This window comes from Roseibium sp. Sym1, from assembly GCF_027359675.1.
Taxonomy (GTDB): domain Bacteria; phylum Pseudomonadota; class Alphaproteobacteria; order Rhizobiales; family Stappiaceae; genus Roseibium.
The window spans coordinates 1,974,850-1,990,201 of the sequence record NZ_CP114786.1 but is presented as its reverse complement, the minus strand read 5'-3'; the positions used below and the strand labels follow the sequence as shown (position 1 = coordinate 1,990,201).

At 63.4% G+C, this 15,352-nt stretch carries 13 protein-coding genes; 7 read left to right on the top strand and 6 right to left on the bottom strand.

What is annotated here, in order from left to right; all coding sequences use genetic code 11:
• Positions 1–11: 11 nt before the first annotated feature.
• The 4 genes from phnL to phnN all read left to right on the top strand — a co-directional run bounded on the left by phnL (position 12) and on the right by phnN (position 3,283).
• The gene (gene phnL / locus O6760_RS09055) at positions 12–713 is read left to right on the top strand and encodes a phosphonate C-P lyase system protein PhnL (RefSeq protein ID WP_269585055.1); all 702 of its coding nucleotides are present in this window, start codon (positions 12–14) and stop codon (positions 711–713) included.
• Positions 714–820: 107 nt separating this feature from the next.
• A complete protein-coding gene (locus O6760_RS09050) occupies positions 821–1,570 on the top strand; it encodes a DUF1045 domain-containing protein (protein ID WP_269585054.1) in 750 nt (249 codons plus the stop codon).
• Complete coding sequence (locus tag O6760_RS09045; RefSeq protein WP_269585053.1) at positions 1,567–2,712, top strand: alpha-D-ribose 1-methylphosphonate 5-triphosphate diphosphatase; 1,146 nt, start codon at positions 1,567–1,569, stop codon at positions 2,710–2,712. Before O6760_RS09050 ends, O6760_RS09045 begins: the two co-directional genes overlap by 4 nt.
• On the top strand, positions 2,705–3,283 hold the full coding sequence (gene phnN, locus O6760_RS09040) for a phosphonate metabolism protein/1,5-bisphosphokinase (PRPP-forming) PhnN (protein ID WP_332306219.1): 579 nt from the start codon (positions 2,705–2,707) through the stop codon (positions 3,281–3,283). Before O6760_RS09045 ends, phnN begins: the two co-directional genes overlap by 8 nt.
• A gap of 12 nt (positions 3,284–3,295) precedes the next feature.
• Here the strand turns inward: phnN and O6760_RS09035 are convergent, their stop codons facing one another.
• The 6 genes from O6760_RS09035 to O6760_RS09010 form a co-directional block, all read right to left on the bottom strand.
• Positions 3,296–3,646 (bottom strand): hypothetical protein, encoded by a 351-nt coding sequence (locus O6760_RS09035; protein WP_269585052.1) that lies wholly within the window; start codon positions 3,644–3,646, stop codon positions 3,296–3,298.
• 159 nt (positions 3,647–3,805) lie between these two features.
• Positions 3,806–6,694, bottom strand: a complete 2,889-nt coding sequence (locus O6760_RS09030) for an AsmA family protein (protein ID WP_269585051.1) — start codon at positions 6,692–6,694, stop codon at positions 3,806–3,808.
• Between the two features lie 139 nt (positions 6,695–6,833).
• The gene (locus O6760_RS09025; protein ID WP_269585050.1) at positions 6,834–7,991 is read right to left on the bottom strand and encodes a DUF1513 domain-containing protein; all 1,158 of its coding nucleotides are present in this window, start codon (positions 7,989–7,991) and stop codon (positions 6,834–6,836) included.
• The gene (locus O6760_RS09020; RefSeq protein WP_269585049.1) at positions 7,972–9,033 is read right to left on the bottom strand and encodes an imelysin family protein; all 1,062 of its coding nucleotides are present in this window, start codon (positions 9,031–9,033) and stop codon (positions 7,972–7,974) included. Before O6760_RS09020 ends, O6760_RS09025 begins: the two co-directional genes overlap by 20 nt.
• Positions 9,033–10,562, bottom strand: coding sequence for a di-heme oxidoreductase family protein (locus tag O6760_RS09015; RefSeq protein WP_269585048.1), 1,530 nt, complete (start codon positions 10,560–10,562; stop codon positions 9,033–9,035). Before O6760_RS09015 ends, O6760_RS09020 begins: the two co-directional genes overlap by 1 nt.
• An 82-nt stretch (positions 10,563–10,644) precedes the next feature.
• Positions 10,645–11,907, bottom strand: coding sequence for an imelysin family protein (locus tag O6760_RS09010; protein ID WP_269585047.1), 1,263 nt, complete (start codon positions 11,905–11,907; stop codon positions 10,645–10,647).
• 307 nt (positions 11,908–12,214) lie between these two features.
• Between O6760_RS09010 and O6760_RS09005 the strand changes: the two genes are divergently transcribed.
• The 3 genes from O6760_RS09005 to O6760_RS08995 all read left to right on the top strand — a co-directional run bounded on the left by O6760_RS09005 (position 12,215) and on the right by O6760_RS08995 (position 15,335).
• Positions 12,215–12,691 (top strand): tellurite resistance TerB family protein, encoded by a 477-nt coding sequence (locus O6760_RS09005; RefSeq protein ID WP_269586239.1) that lies wholly within the window; start codon positions 12,215–12,217, stop codon positions 12,689–12,691.
• 93 nt (positions 12,692–12,784) lie between these two features.
• The gene (locus O6760_RS09000; RefSeq protein ID WP_269585046.1) at positions 12,785–13,540 is read left to right on the top strand and encodes a glutamine amidotransferase; all 756 of its coding nucleotides are present in this window, start codon (positions 12,785–12,787) and stop codon (positions 13,538–13,540) included.
• A 55-nt stretch (positions 13,541–13,595) separates the two neighbouring features.
• A complete protein-coding gene (locus O6760_RS08995; protein WP_269585045.1) occupies positions 13,596–15,335 on the top strand; it encodes an adenylate/guanylate cyclase domain-containing protein in 1,740 nt (579 codons plus the stop codon).
• The last annotated feature ends 17 nt before the right edge of the window (positions 15,336–15,352 follow it).

The window sequence follows — 15,352 nt, the reverse complement described above, 5'->3', positions numbered from 1 at the left end:
GGATGCCAGATATGCCCGTACGCCTTTATCTCAACAATGTCGGCAAGTCCTTCACCATGCATCTGCAGGGCGGCACCGCCATTCCCGTGGTCGAGAAGGTCGAGTTCTCGGTCAATGCCGGCGAATGCGTCGTGCTCGGCGGCCCGTCCGGCGCCGGCAAGAGCTCGATCCTGAAGATGATCTACGGCAATTACCGCTGCGACGAGGGCCAGATCCTGGTCACCGCCGGAGACGAGATCATCAACATCGCCGGAGCCGAACCGCGGAAGATGCTGAGCCTTCGCGAAGCCACGATCGGCTATGTCAGCCAGTTCCTGCGCACCATTCCAAGGGTTTCCGCCGAGGACGTCGTCGCCGAACCGCTGATCGCGCAGGGCGCCAGCGAACAAGAGGGCGTCGACACCGCCCGCGCGCTGCTCTCCCGGCTGAACGTGCCGGAAAGGCTCTGGACCCTGCCGCCGGCGACTTTCTCGGGCGGCGAACAGCAGCGGGTGAACATCGCCCGGGGCTTCATCGCCCATTACCCGATCCTGCTCCTCGACGAGCCGACCGCCTCGCTCGATGCCGCCAACCGGGCCGTTGTGGTCCGGCTGGTGGAGGAGAAAAAGGCAAAGGGCGTCGCCATGGTCGGCATTCTCCACGACCAGGACGTGCGCGAGCAGATTGCCGACCGGATCATCGACGTCACCGGCTTCGCCGCCGAGGCGGCCTGAGAAACCCGGAAGAGGAAAAACTTGCGGGCAGGCGGGATCTGTCACAGAACAGTCACTGCCTGCCTCTAGGTCCTCTTGGGCCACCAATCAAATTTGCGAATCTGACCATGCGCTACGCGATCTATTTTGCCGCCGATGCCGATGATCCCCTGATGCAGCTCGGCAATGCCTGGCTTGGCCGGGACACCTTTTCCGGCAGGGACCTGCCGCAACAGCCGGTGCCGGGCCTCAGTGCGGAGCGGTTTCACGCGCTCACCACCGACCCGCGCCGCTACGGCTTCCACGGTACGCTGAAGGCGCCGTTTTCGCTGGCGGACGGCCAGAGCGAAACCGCGCTTGTCGAAGCCTGCGAGACCTTCGCGGGCGAAATCGCGCCCTACGGGATCACGGGCCTGTCCGTCAACCGGCTCGGCCGCTTCCTGGCGCTGACCCCGGATGCGGAAGAGCCGGCCCTGCGCGCCTTCGCGGCCCTGTGCGTGCGCCGGTTCGAGCCGTTCCGCGCGCCCCTTTCCGAAGCCGATCTGGAACGGCGCCGCAAGGCCAGGCTCAGCGACAAGCTCGATACCTATACAAGGCAGTGGGGCTACCCTTACATCTTCGATGAATTCCGCTTCCACATGACGCTCTCCAACAAGCTGGAGGACGATGGCGAAGCGGCCCTCCTGGCCGACGCCGCCAGGGCACGCTTCGCCGCCGTGACGGGCAGGCAGCGCACCTGCCGCCATGTCGCGCTTTACACCGAACCGGAACGCGGAGCCCCGTTCACGGTCCATACGATTTTCGAACTGACCGGCAGCGCTTCCCCGCAGGACGCCCTTGTCCGCGCAGAACGTCTCTCCCGTGAGGAAACTGTATGAGCACGCATCCCAAGGTTTTCAAGAACGCCACGCTCGTCCTCGCGGACGAGGTCCTGGACGGATCCCTGACGGTCGACGACACCGGCCGGATTGCCGGCATCGGTTCGCCGACCGGCGTCGACGGCCATGACTGCGAGGGCGACTACCTGCTGCCGGGCCTGATCGAGCTGCATACCGACCACCTGGAAACCCACTACGCGCCGCGCCCGAAGGTGCGCTGGAACCCGGTCTCGGCCGTCCAGGCCCATGACGCCCAGATCGCGTGTTCCGGCATCACCACGGTGTTCGACGCACTCAGGGTCGGCATGGATGAGGATGCGGATCTGCGCTACCCGGACATGCGCCTGCTGGCCGACGCCATCGAGACCGGCCAGCGCGAAAACCGCCTGCGCGCCGATCATTTCATCCACCTGCGCTGCGAGGTGTCCGCGCCGGACGTGCTCGACGCCTTCAAGGTGTTCGAGGACGACGACAGCATCCGCCTGATTTCCCTGATGGACCACACGCCCGGCCAGCGCCAGTTCGTTTCGCTCGACGCCTACAAGGTCTATTACCAGGGCAAGAAGGGTTTTTCCGACGCGCAGATGGAGGACTTCATCAAGAAACGGCAGGAACGGGCCAGCGGCCTTGCGCCCGACAACCGGAAGAAACTCTCCGAGATCGCCCGGCGGAACGGCATTGCCATCGCCAGCCACGACGATGCCACGACGGATCATGTCGACGAGGCCATTTCGCTGAACACGAAGATCGCCGAGTTTCCGACCACGCTGGAAGCCGCCAAGGCGTCGCACGAGGCCGGCATGGCGGTGCTGATGGGTGCGCCCAACGTGGTGCGCGGCGGCTCCCATTCCGGCAACATCTCCGCCAGTGAACTCGCCGAAGCCGGCTATCTCGACGTGCTGTCCTCCGACTATGTGCCGATTTCCCTGCTTCAGGCCGCGTTCCAGCTCGCCGACGAAATCGAGGCGATCTCCCTGCCACAGGCAGTTGCGATGGTCACCGCGACCCCGGCCGGGGCCATCGGCCTCAACGATCGTGGCATCCTGGAGCCCGGCTGGCGTGCCGACCTGATCCAGGTGAAGATGGTCGGCAGCATCCCGGTCGTGCGCGGCGTCTGGCGTGAGGGCAAGCGGGTTGCCTGACGGGATGGAGGAGACGGCGGAAAAGCTCGGCCCGGGCCGCATGGTCCTGGTCGTCGGCCCGAGCGGGGCCGGCAAGGACACGTTGATGGCGGCGTTGAAAGAGCGTCTGTCGGGGCGGGACGATGTTGTCTTCGCGCGCCGGGCAATCACGCGCGCGGCCGATGCGGATGCCGAAGATCACGACACCATCAGCCGCGAGGCCTTCGATGCTCTTGTTGCAGCAGGCGACACCGCCCTTTCCTGGGAAGCCCATGATCTCGGCTATGTCATTCCGAAATCCTATGACGCCCTGGTCGAATCCGGGGTCACGGTCATCGCCAACGGGTCCAGGCGGGTCTTGAAGCAGGCGGAGACAAAATATCAAAACGCCGTCGTTCTGCTGATCACCGCGCCAGTCAAGGTGCTCGCCGACCGCCTCGCGGCCCGCGGACGCGAAACCCGTCAGGAGATCGAAGCGCGCTTGCTGCGTGCGGATCTGGAGCCGGACACCGTGGCCAATCTGGTCCGCATCGAAAACACCGGCACCGTGGATCAGGCCGTCGACACCATGGTGACGGCACTCGGCCTGTGACGTGTTCCGCGTCTATCGGGCAAAAACACCCAGGACATGCTGACTGAAGATCAGGGCCTGGGCGTCGAGCGTGTCCTGCCAATCGCCGTCGAACGCGTGCACCATGTTGCGGAACGCGCGGGCGGCCCCGCCCAGTCCGGGCTCAAGGTCCCGCTTGCAGAGATGAACGAGCGCATCCTCGTGCCGGACAACGAGATCAGCCAGGTGGAGGGCGCTGCCGACCATGTAGGCCCGGTATTGCAGGCGCTTGACATGATCGATCCTGTGAATGTCCGGCTCCTGCAGCAATTGCCAGAACCCTATGACATTGGTACAGGCGGTACGCATCAGGCGGCCGCATTGCTCTGTGTCTGACCGGGACATGCTTGCCTCGCAAGATTCGCCTCGATCTTTCAAGGGTAGCAACCCGCAGGGAAAGCGCAATGAACCTAAAGAGTCATTGACACCGTCCACACGCATAGATTCCTTGCAACAGGAATTACACCGAAGTTTCAAAATCTTGCCCGGTGGACGAAATCCGCGTCAGTTCTTCTTCTTCTTGCCGAACACGTTTCCCAGCAAACCGGACGGCAGCCCGAAGCCTTCCTCGACGGCCTTGAGGACTTCCTCGTCATCGACCTTGCCCTCGATGACCTTCTCCACGTCGATCTGTGTGTTGCCGCCGGTGGCCTGTTCGATGATCTTGTTGGCCTGGTCGACCAGCTCCTGGGACGGTTCCTGCTTGCCCTGGAGAATGGAAATGAGTTCGCCGCCGGTCTGTTGCAATTGCTTGTAGGCCGCTTCCGGATTTTCCAGAATGCCCTTGATATCGGGATAGATGCGCGGGTCGTTCCAGCTGCCCTCGACCACGATCGGCACCCCGAGCCCGGCGAGTTTCTTGTCCTCGCCCTTGCGTCGCGGCTGCGGTGCCTGCCCCTGGAGCGTTGGCACGATCCTGGGTTCCACGCGCCAGGACAGGCGCTGCGCGGGCAGGTCGGTTGTTCCCTTGCCGGACATGCGAATGAGCGGCCCGACCATCGACAGGTCCGAGGTCGTCGCAATGCCGTTCTGGATCTGGAACGTCGCGCCGAGCGAACTGAAGTCGGTCTTGGCCGACGGATTGGCCTGCCAGCCGAGCAGGGTTTCCACCGACAGGCCGCGCACCATCTGCGGAATGTTGATGCCCCGGATGGCACCGTCCATGAAATTGTAATTCGCCGTGCCGTTCAGGGCCTGGACCAGCGCCTGTTCGCTGCCGCCTTTCGAGGTGACGTCGAGATTGATCGTGGCTTTGCCTTCGATCCAGCTGAAGTCGGCGGCATCCCGCAACAGCGGATGGGCATTGAGGTTCTCGAGCGAAAATTTCGCGGCAACCACCGGCACGGTTTCCGCGCCGTTCAGGGTCACGGCACCGGAGCCGGAGCCGCCGTAAAGCGAGAGCCTGTCCAGACTTGCCGTCAGCACCCCGTTCTTGATGGTCGCCGACAGGGCACTTTGGTCGATCTTGATCTTGTCCCAGCGGATTTCGCTGGTCGTCAGCTGGAAATCCGCGTTGATCGCGTTGAGGCCGGAAAAGTCGATCGGCGCCGAGCTCCAGCCGCTTCCACCGCCGCCATTGCCGCCGCCGGAACCGCCGGAAGACGGCGTCCCCGAGGACGTTCCGCCACCGCCGCCACCGCTCGTGGATTTGCCCAGATAGGGATCAAGCACAAGTTCGCGCAGATCGAGCCGCGCCGTGACCGCTGGCTTGCTTCCCAGCACGATCCGGCCGTTGGCTTCGCCGGACGTGTCGTCCAGCGTGAACCGGGTTTCCTCGAAGGAAACCGCGTCATCCTTGATGCCGAATATGCCGGAGGCCTTGAACCGTTTCAGGCCGCCCCCGCTCCCCAGAGGCTGCCCCAGCCAGGCCATCAAGCCGCGCAGGTCCGCCGTTTCCAGGCTGACGGCACCGTCAAGCGCGCCGGTCCGCGACGCCTGGCCGTTGAAGCCGGCGCTCAGCCGGTTGCTTTTCACGGTTACCGAAACAGGGGCGGCCTGACCTGCCAGAAGCTGCGCGGTCGCGGCCTCACCCGTCAGGCTGAAGGCTTCACCGCGCCAGGCCAGCGAACCACTCAGGGCAATCGGGTTTTCCAGGCCCTCGAGGTTCACGTCCAGGGCCAGATCCGTAAGACGGTCCGCCTCCGGATCGCCTCCGACTGCCGAGGCAAGTCCCAGGCCGCCGATTTCACCTTCCGCGATACGCACCGAGCCGTTGATGTCGAGACCGGCGACAAGCTCCTCGCCCGTGAGCCCGACCGTCTCGAACGCCAGGTCCGCACTGAGCTTGCCGCTCGCGGGTTGCGCCTGTCCGGCCAGTTGCAGCAGATCCGCGATTGAGCCGTCTTTGAGTACCAGCCGGCCGGATATTTCCGGAACCAGCCCGGAGAGGTCCGCATCCGCCGCCCCGCCGAGCGACAGCTGGCCGAGAAGGAGGTTGAGATCGGCAACGGAAATCGCGGCTTCCGTGCCGGAAATCCTGGCATCCAGCGAGAAGGCGCCCGGGTCGGTCGCAAGGTCCTGACCGGCAAGCGCCGCCAGCGCCTGGAGCGACGGGCCGGCCGCTTCCAGCGCCAGATCCGCCCGAATTGGCTGAAGTCCCGTTTCGCCCTGGATCTTGAGCGAAGTCTCCCCCGAGGAAACCGTCAGATTGACCGGCGCCTGTTCCCCACCCGCCAGTCCGAGCGGGTTCGTCAGCGACCCTGAAACGCCGAGCGGAATGTCCTGCAGGGTAAAACTGCTGTCCAGGGAAACTTCGCCGGACAGGTCGGGTGCGTTCAGGGTCAAGTCGAGATTGCTGATCCTGACCGGCTGTTCCGTCGACTGGTCCTTCCAGGTCACGGTGCCGCCGGAGATCTGAAGCCGGTCGACGCCGATGCTCTTCAGGTAACCTTGCGAGGGAGAGGCAGGCGCCTGCCCGTTGCCGGCTGTTTGCGGCTCCTCTGCCGACGGTGCGCCGCCAGCCGGGGCGGTTTCCCCGGAGGTCGAACCTGTCTCGATCGGCAGGTCCCGGCGCGGTTCCCAGCTGGTTGTGCCGTTGGGACCGATTTCGAGATAGATGTCCGGCTGGTCGAGCGAAATGCCGGTGACCTTGATGTTGCCGGAGATCAGCCCGGCCCAGGCCAGGCCGAATTCGACGCGCTCCGCCTTGGCGAACTCGATGCCGTCCGCGCCCGCCTCGCCGGCCATGCCGACCTTTTCAGCCGTGAGCGAAAAACCGGGGAACAGAGACAGGGATACCGGTCCGTCCAAGCGCAGCCGCCAGCCGAGGCGCGCGTCCACCTGTTCGACAACCTGCCGCTTGATTTCGTCCTTGGGCAGGAACAGCGGCACCACCAGGATGATGGTCACCAGCATGAACAGCAGACTGCCCAGTCCGATCAAAAGCCGACGCATTATAAAGGTCTCCCCGTCGCGAATCGGCCCCAATGTAGACCAATTGGGGCGGAACGTCCCGAACCAGAGTGCCCGCCGATTTTGGCCAAAGCTGGAACCCGCCGGTTTTTGACCGGTGCTGCGCGCGACGCTCAGCCCTTCAGGTCAGGGCAAACATGTGGTTGTCCCAGGAAATTCCGGGAGGCCGCGCGAGTATTTCGGCCGGTTCTTCCGGATCCGTCACAAGCGACAACGCGCCGTTGCCGTCGGAAATCAGGAAGCTGCCCTGGTCGATCGGAGCGACACCGCAGCCGTCCGCAATGGCCTGGGCGCCGAGGAATTCGCCCGTTGCCGCCTTCCAGAACAGGGTCTGCCCCCCGCGTGGCGCCGACGTGGCGATGACGTCCCCGCGGGCATTGGCCGTGACAGAACCGATGTAGTTCTGCAGTCCTGCGGCGACCCTGCCGGGTATTTCGGTCAGGACGGGGGCCGCATCGCGGGAGAACACACCGACCAGCGGCGGTGTTTCGCTTTCCGGTCCTTCGAACTGCCCCCCGACCCAGGCCCGTCCGCCGGCATCCAGCGCCATGTGGCGCAGCGACAGCTGATGCAGACCCTTGTTCAGCCGGTGCTCGGCCAGAAGGTCCCCGTTCTCCAGGTCCAGGAAAACGACCGACGGCGCCATCGTGGAAAGGTTGAGCTTTTCGCGCGCCCGGTCCGGGTGGGTTTCAATGCCGCCATTTGCAACGATCAGCGTGGTCCCGTCGGGTGCCAGCCGCAGGTCATGCGGCCCGATGCCGCCTGTCTCCAGCTCGCCGAGCTTGCGGATGCCGCGGCCGCTCATGTCATAGACCCCGACGACACCCCGGGCCTTGTCAAAGTCGTTCTCGACGGCATAGAGCAGGCGCCCGTCCGCGGAAAAACAGCCATGGCCATAGTAGTGCCGGCCCGAGTCCGCCGTCAGGACCTGCGGTTCGGCTTCCTCGAACGGTCGGACGACCACCGCGAAGGTTCCCGGGCGCCGGGCAAAGGCCACCAGCCGGGTTCCGTCCGGCGACACGGCGATGCCGTGCCCACGGCCCGGCAGGGAGACCCGCGCGAGGATCTGGCCGAGATCGTCGACAATCCCGACACCAAAGTCGCCGTTCGCCAGCTTGTAGGCGCTTGCGAACAAGGGCACGCCGTCGGCTGCCTCGCGGCTGACAAGGCTTTCGGCCAAGGGTGTTCCCGGAAAGACCTGGGAGGCCGCCAGGCTGCCGAGCGCGGCCAGGAAACCGCGACGCGACAGCACGCCTGGTCTAGTCCCCGTCGAGCGCATTGAAGCCTCCCGCCAGATCGAGCGCACCGGCCAGTTCCAGGGCCATGGTGTCGCGGATGGATTTCAGCGTGATCGCAAGCACCTCGACCTTTTCGTAGGCACTGTCTTGTTCGAGGGTCTGGCGCAGCGGCGGTTCCAGCTCATCCAGCAGGGACTGTGCATTTTTGAATTCGAATGCGAGCCCGCCGAAGATCCAGGTGAAATCTTCCGGTGTCAGCGCTTCCAGACCAAGGCTCGCCAGGGCCTGCCGGATACCCTCCAGTTCCCCGGAAATGAAGGTCACGCTGTTGGCGGAGCGGGAAAAGGGGAACCGGTGCGCCTTGGCTTTTTCCTTCGATCCCCCGAGCGCGGGCAACACATCCTGGTCACGCGCGATGATCAGCCCGGTCACCAGGCTGTTGAACAGGTTTTCAAGCGCTTCCTTGGACGTATGAAACCGGTCATTGTCCGGCCCCGGCATGAGGAGGACCGCACTGTACCCGTCCGGATCCGCCCAGCCGTCGGCAACCGCGCCGGCAATGGCCGCGACGTTTTCCGCGATCGCAAGGGCATAACCGCATTTGAACGGGTCGTCCCCAAGCATTACTTCGCCGGTCTTGCTGAAGGCGATCAGTTCAAGGGCGGTCAGGCCCTGGACGGCCACGCTCTTGTCCGCAAGATCCGCGGCGGAATGAACCTCCTTGTTCCTTGCCGCAAGAACCTTGCGCAGCTGACGTTGGGTGATGCCGCGCGGATCCGGCAAGAACGCAAGGCGGCTGAGACGGTCCTCGTCCAGAAGTGGCCCGAAGCGCAGAAAGTGAACCTCGGAGAAGGCCTCTACCGTGTCGGCGAAGGCGGCCGCGAACCTTTCCGCCGATCGGTCGTTGGGCGTCTCGCAGAGCGCTGCCACCGCTACAGGCAGAGCGCCTGCCGTCTCGGCGAAACGGGCCGTGACCGGCCGGATATAGCCGCTGACCATCCCCTCGATCTGGGGATTAAATTCCGTTGCCGCCACCGGCTGGGCCACAAGGGCTGTCAGCAAGGCAAGGATCAGTCTGCGCATTACAACGACTCCAGAAATCGGATGAGGGACCGGCGGTCCCCGGGTGACAGCGCCACCACGGTGTCCCGCGCTCGTTTCGCTTCGCCATCATGCCACAAAACCGCCTCCAGAAGGTTCCGTGCCCTGCCGTCATGCAGGAAACGGGTATGGTTGTTGACGGTACTGGTCAGGCCGATGCCCCAGAGCGGCGGGGTGCGCCATTCGCGGCCTGTGGCATCGCCCACCGGGCGGTCATCGGCCAGACCCGGCCCCATGTCGTGGAGTAGAAAATCGGAATAAGGCCAGATGAGCTGGAACCGGTGCGCCGGATTGTCTGCGTTGCGGCTGGTGACGAATTTCGGCTGATGACAGGCCGGGCAGCCGGCCTCATGGAAGACTTTCTTGCCCTTCAGCACGTGCCGATCGTCGACATCGCGGCGCATCGGCACTGCCAGATTTTCCGAATAGAAGGTCACGAGATCCATGACCGGGTCCGGGGCTTCGGTGGGCCCGAGACGCTCCTGCTCACCATGGGGCAAGGCGCGACAGGCTGCCTGCTTCTCGGTGCAGTCGCCGAAATTGTCGGGCTTTTCCGGCGTCGAGATACCGATATCGCCGGAAAAGGCACCCGCCGTCTGCGCCCGGATGGTCGGGGTCGACGCCTTCCATCCGAACCGCCCTTGCACGAGCACGCCCGTCTTCGGATCCCGCACCCGGCTGACCTTTCCGGAAATGCCGTCTCCGTCCAGATCGTCCGGATCGGCGAGCGCCTCGAGATCCCCGGCATGAATTGCCTGGACGAGGCCGAGACCGATCATCGGTGGCGCCACCCGGGGGGAGATCATCGTGTCGGGATGCATGTCGCCGAAGCCGAGGTGCCTGAGGTTGTAGACCGGCTTCTGCAGCACCGCCGTCTCGCCGCCGTTGAGCGGCACCTCGATCTCTTCCGTCCCGATGTCGAACCGCCCCTCGCCGGCGAGACCCGGCACGGCGAATGCCTGGAACTGGCCGCCATAGGTCGGCTCGGGCACGGAGAGGATTGTCTTTGCGGCAAGCGCCTGGCGCTGGTCTTCCGATTGCGGCGGAATGGAAAGGCGCAGGAACAGGGAGACCGCTTCGTCGCCTTCGCGTGGCGGCCGGCCGCGGCCGTCCTTCAGGTGGCACCCCTGGCAGGAGCGGGCATTGTAGAGCGGACCGAGGCCGTCGGAAGCCTGCGTCGAGGAGGGTGAGGACGCCCAGAGTTTCTTGAAAAGGCCGTTGCCGACCTTGAACGTGTGCTGTTCCTCGAAGGTCAGGTTGGCATTGGCATGCGAGAAGGCATCCCGGTTGAGACGCTTGCGCGACGTCCCCGCCCCGCCCTGCATCTGCTCGAACGGTTCCGCCGCGTCGAAATCGTCCGGCGCCTGAAGGACCCGGGCCGCCTTTGCCCTGTCCTCCCGGGTGAGGTCATCGCGGTGCGGCAGGACCTCGTCCGCCAATACTGGCGCCAGACCAAGGCCGATACTCAAAATGACGCCTGTCATGGCGCCCGAACCGGGGACCAGTTTCATTCCTCGCATCCCTGCAATGTTCCGCGAGCCCCAATTCGCGGCAAACCGGCGGGCGGCCTGAACCGCCCACAGGAAAATCGTCTTATTCGAAGACAGAGCCCGGATTGTCGAGGCTGTCGGAACCTTCGAAGGCAATCTCGTCCAGCTCGAGCGCTTTCACAACGCGTTCGATCGACGCGGTCTGGTCGACAAGAGCATCGACGGCAGCCTGGACGACCGCGTTGCCTTCTTCATTGTCTTCGCCAAGCATCTGGTCATAGGCTTCGCCGGCTTCGGCACGCGCCTTCATCGCCTCGAATGCCGCCAGGGTGGCATCGAGCTTGGCCTTCATCTCCTCGGCAAGCGCCGGATCCTTTTCCGCGACCATGTCGGCGAGAGAGGCACCGGAGACATCGTTGCCGAGCGGGCTCTTGTATTCACCGAAATAGACGTTCCGGATGCCGACGACGTCGTTGTAATGCGACATGTGCGTGTTGTCGGAGAAGCAGTCATGCTCTTCTTCCGGGTCGTGCAGCATCAGGCCGAGCTTCATGCGCTCACCGGCCAGTTCGCCATAGGAGAGCGAGCCCATGCCGGTCAGGATCGTGGCAAGCCCGCCGGCCTCGCCCTTGCCGGACAGCTCCTCGCGCGCCGCGCCGCCCGGAGCCCAGGCTGCAGCCATTTCCTCAAGATCGGAGATCAGCAGGTCGGTCGCCGCCCGAAGGTACTGGATACGGCGCTCGCAATTGCCGCCGGTGCAATTGGCCGGGTCGAAATCGCTGGCCGGACGATTGCCTGCTCCGGCATCGGTGCCGTTGAGGTCCTGGCCCCACAGCAGGAATTCGATGGCGTGGTAGCCGGTCGCGACATTGGCCTCGACTTCACCGGCCTCCTGCAGCGTATCGGCGAGCAGTTCAGCGGTGATCTCGGTGGCATCGATGGTTTCGCCGCCGACCTTCAGGGTCGGATTGGCAATGACATTGGCGACGTAGAAGTCATTTTCCTCGGACTCTTCACCGTAGGACACGTCGACATAGTCGATCAGGCCTTCGTCCAGCGGCCAGGCATTTACCTTGCCTTCCCAGTCATCGACGATGGCATTGCCAAAGCGGTAGGCTTCGGTTTGCTGGTAGGGATTGCGCGCCGCGATCCAGGCCGCCCGCGCGGCAGCCAGGTTGGCTTCGGTCGGCTCGGCAACGAGCTTGTCGACTGCCGCCTGCAGTGTCTTGGCCGTTTCAAGGGAATCCGCGTATTTTGCCTGTGCGATGTCACCATAGGTCGTGACCACATCCGCCGGGGCAGCGGCCAGGACTGGCGTGACAAAAAGGGCGGTGGCGGCCAGAAGGCCGAGTCTGACTGAGTTCATGGCTTCGTTCCCTTAACCGAGGGGCGGCACGTGCCGATCGTGGCCGTCATGCCTGTTTTCTGAAATTCGAGCGGCAGCAAATGTGCCGAAAGCGAGTCGGTAAAACCATTTCATGAGGTTGAAAGTCAAGTTTTTAATTGAAAAAAATCAATAGTTTAGAACGATTCCAAAAAGTTGACTGTTAGATGCCGGATTTTAACACCATCTCAAAATCTTAAAGCCGGCATCAACTCTTTGATGCTAAAGACAGAATGAGATAGCAATAACAACTGGCCGGATCGGTGGCCGGGAAACGGGAACGGTAATGATGCTCAACGCGCTGAAAAGCTTTGTTCGGGAACTGACCTTCGGTGACAGTGGAGAAAAGACCTTCGCAGAGGACGACAAGCGTCTTGCCGCCGCGGCCCTGTTGTTCCACCTGATCGACATTGATGGTGTCATCGAACAAAGCGAAAGCGTGAAGCTGCGCGAGATCCTGCAGAAACACTATGAGCTGACCGACAAGGAAACCACCGAGCTGATCGCCGCGGCCAAGCAACGCGACGAGGAAGCCGTCGATCTTTATGGTTTCACCTCGGTGCTCAAGCGCACCACCGACGAGACCGAGCGCCTGGCCATCGTCGAAATGATGTGGGAAATCGTCTATGCGGACGGTCATGTCCACGAATTCGAGGACAACACGATCTGGCGGGTTGCCGAATTGCTCGGCGTGTCGACCCGTGACCGGATGACCCTCCGCCACAAGGTCGCCCAGACCGCGCCGGAAGAGGGTGAGCTGGACTGATTGCCCGCCTGCGCGGCACGCCGTCGGCTATTTATGCAGGGAAACAGGGCGGCGGGACTCGATTTTCGAAGCAACCTCCCTCATATTAAGCCCATGCTTTTCCAGCCTGATCCTGTCAAAAACCGCCCCAAGATCCTGGTTATCCTGCACCAGGAGCATTCCTCGCCCGGACGGGTGGGGCAGGAACTGGTAAAGCGCGGTTTCGCGCTCGATATCCGCAAGCCGCGCTTCGGGGACTCTTTGCCCGAAACAATGAACGGACATGCCGGCGCGGTCATTTTCGGCGGCCCCATGAGCGCCAACGACCCGGAAGCGTTCGTTCACAAGGAAATCGACTGGATCGGTGTTCCGCTGGCGGAACGCAAACCCTTCCTCGGCATTTGCCTGGGTGCCCAGATGCTGGTCAAGCAGATGGGCGGCGCGGTCACCGGCCACCACGACAGCCTGGTCGAGATCGGCTATTACCCCTTGCGCCCGACCGAAGCGGGCAAGGCCCTGATGGACTGGCCGCAGAAGGTCTATCAATGGCACCGGGAAGGTTTCGACCTGCCGTCGGGGGCTGACCTGCTGGCGACAAGCCCGACCTATGCCAACCAGGCGATCCGGGTCGGCCCGGCTGCCTATGGCATCCAGTTCCATCCCGAGCTCACCCACCAGATGATGGTCCGCTGGACCACCAAGGGTGCGCCGCGCATGGAGCTTCCCGGCGCCCAGCAGCGCCGCGACCATTTTGCCGGACGGTTCGTCTATGACCCTTCGGTGCGCAAATGGCTCGACAGCTTCCTGGACCTGTGGATCGGCACCGCCGCGCGACCTGTACAGCACGATCACCTGCGGGCAGCCGAGTAATCGTGCCAATAGATTTCAGCGTTTCAGCGGTGTATTCTTCCGCAGAGGTGCTGCGATGGAACAAAGACTGGCGGCAGTCCTGGCAGCCGATATGGTCGGCTACAGCCGCCTTATGGAAGCGGACGAGCGAAGCACGCTTGAACGGTTGCGTACCCACCGAGCCGAGTTGATCGACCCGGCGATCACGAAAAATCGCGGAACGATTATCAAGACCACGGGCGACGGCATGCTTGTGGAATTCCCGAGCGTCGTCGACGCTGTCCTGTGTGCCGTTGAGGTCCAGCGCCGCATGAAACTGCGCAATTCGGACGTCGCCACCGACCGGCGCATCCAGTTTCGCGTCGGCGTCAACCTGGGCGATATCATCTTTGACGAAGGCGATATCTACGGCGACGGCGTCAACATTGCCGCCCGGCTCGAGCAACTGGCCGAAGCCGGCGAAGTGAATGTGTCGTCCGCTGTTTACGAGCAGGTTCAAGGCCGGGTAGATGTCGAATTCGTGGAACTCGGCGAAAAGATCCTGAAAAACCTCAGCAGGCCGGTGCGTGTGTACCAGGCCGTGTTGCCCGCCGCGACGGCGTCCGAGCCGGTGAAACCGCGATCGGAAGAACCGGTCGCCGTCATCAAGCCCTCCATCGCCGTTCTGCCCTTTGCCAACATGAGCGGCGATCCCGATCAGGAGTTTTTTGTCGACGGGCTGACGGAAGACATCCTTACCGAACTGGCGCGTCGGCACGAACTCTTCGTAATCTCCAGAAACTCCACCTTTGTGTACAAGGGCCAGTCGGTCAATCTGCGCGATGTCGCGGCGCAACTGGGCGCGGCCTATGTTGTCGAGGGCAGCGTCCGCAAGGCGGGCAACAGGTTGCGGATCACGGCGCAGTTGATCGAGGCGCAGAGCGATGCGCATGTCTGGGCGGAGAGATACGACCGGGACATGGACGACATCTTCGCCATTCAGGACGAGATCACGTCGTCCATTGTCGCCACGCTGCCGGGGCGGATCGAGGAGTCGCAACAAAGCCGTCTGGCCCGGCAGAAACCGGCAAGCCTGGCGGCCTACGAATGCGTTCTCGTTGCCAAGGTGCTGCACCATCAAAGCACCCGGGAAACCAACCTGGAAGCGCAGCAGATGATCGCCCGCGCCGTGGCGCTCGACCCGGGATATGCGCACGCCCATGCCTGGCGCGGCTGCATCTACGGTCAGGCCTGGGGATATGGCTGGTGCGACAACCTTGAAGAAACGCTGGACCTTGCCCAGGCGTCCATTCTGAAGGCAGCGTCGCTGGACGACAACGATGCCGACGTCCACCGTCTTCTGGCGGCCCTCTATATCCTTCAAAACGACTTGCCCAGGGCCTTGCGTCATCAGGAAAGATCGCTGGAACTCAATCCGAATTACGACCTCTCGGTGGTTCAGATGGGGGAGGTGCACACCTGGCTCGGCAACCCTGAGACGGGCATCGAGTGGATCCGGAAAGCGATGCGCCTAAACCCGCATCACCCTCCACGTTTCTGGAGCCATCTGGGCCGCGCACATCACACGGCCCGCCAGTATAACGAGGCGATCGAAGCCTTCAGCCATCTGCCGACACTCGAGACCTTGCAACTGGCCTATCTCGCGGCCTGCCACGCCATGGAAGGCGACGAAGTCAACGCGTCGAGATATGCAGACCGTGTCCGGGAAACCAGCCCCGACTTCACGCGTGAAAGCTTTCTGGAAACCATGCACTTTGGCCAGCGGGAAGACCTGGACCATCTCACGGACGGCCTGATCAGGGCAGGTCTGGCTTAAGATGAGGTGGAATATGT

Bases quoted from the DNA above. Each gene is read 5' to 3' on its own strand.
- phnL (WP_269585055.1), top strand. From the start codon at position 12: ATGCCCGTACGCCTTTATCTCAACAATGTCGGCAAGTCCTTCACCATG.
- O6760_RS09050 (WP_269585054.1), top strand. From the start codon at position 821: ATGCGCTACGCGATCTATTTTGCCGCCGATGCCGATGATCCCCTGATG.
- O6760_RS09045 (WP_269585053.1), top strand. From the start codon at position 1,567: ATGAGCACGCATCCCAAGGTTTTCAAGAACGCCACGCTCGTCCTCGCG.
- O6760_RS09035 (WP_269585052.1), bottom strand. From the start codon at position 3,646: ATGTCCCGGTCAGACACAGAGCAATGCGGCCGCCTGATGCGTACCGCC.
- O6760_RS09030 (WP_269585051.1), bottom strand. From the start codon at position 6,694: ATGCGTCGGCTTTTGATCGGACTGGGCAGTCTGCTGTTCATGCTGGTG.
- O6760_RS09025 (WP_269585050.1), bottom strand. From the start codon at position 7,991: ATGCGCTCGACGGGGACTAGACCAGGCGTGCTGTCGCGTCGCGGTTTC.
- O6760_RS09020 (WP_269585049.1), bottom strand. From the start codon at position 9,033: ATGCGCAGACTGATCCTTGCCTTGCTGACAGCCCTTGTGGCCCAGCCG.
- O6760_RS09015 (WP_269585048.1), bottom strand. From the start codon at position 10,562: ATGAAACTGGTCCCCGGTTCGGGCGCCATGACAGGCGTCATTTTGAGT.
- O6760_RS09010 (WP_269585047.1), bottom strand. From the start codon at position 11,907: ATGAACTCAGTCAGACTCGGCCTTCTGGCCGCCACCGCCCTTTTTGTC.
- O6760_RS09005 (WP_269586239.1), top strand. From the start codon at position 12,215: ATGCTCAACGCGCTGAAAAGCTTTGTTCGGGAACTGACCTTCGGTGAC.
- O6760_RS09000 (WP_269585046.1), top strand. From the start codon at position 12,785: ATGCTTTTCCAGCCTGATCCTGTCAAAAACCGCCCCAAGATCCTGGTT.
- O6760_RS08995 (WP_269585045.1), top strand. From the start codon at position 13,596: ATGGAACAAAGACTGGCGGCAGTCCTGGCAGCCGATATGGTCGGCTAC.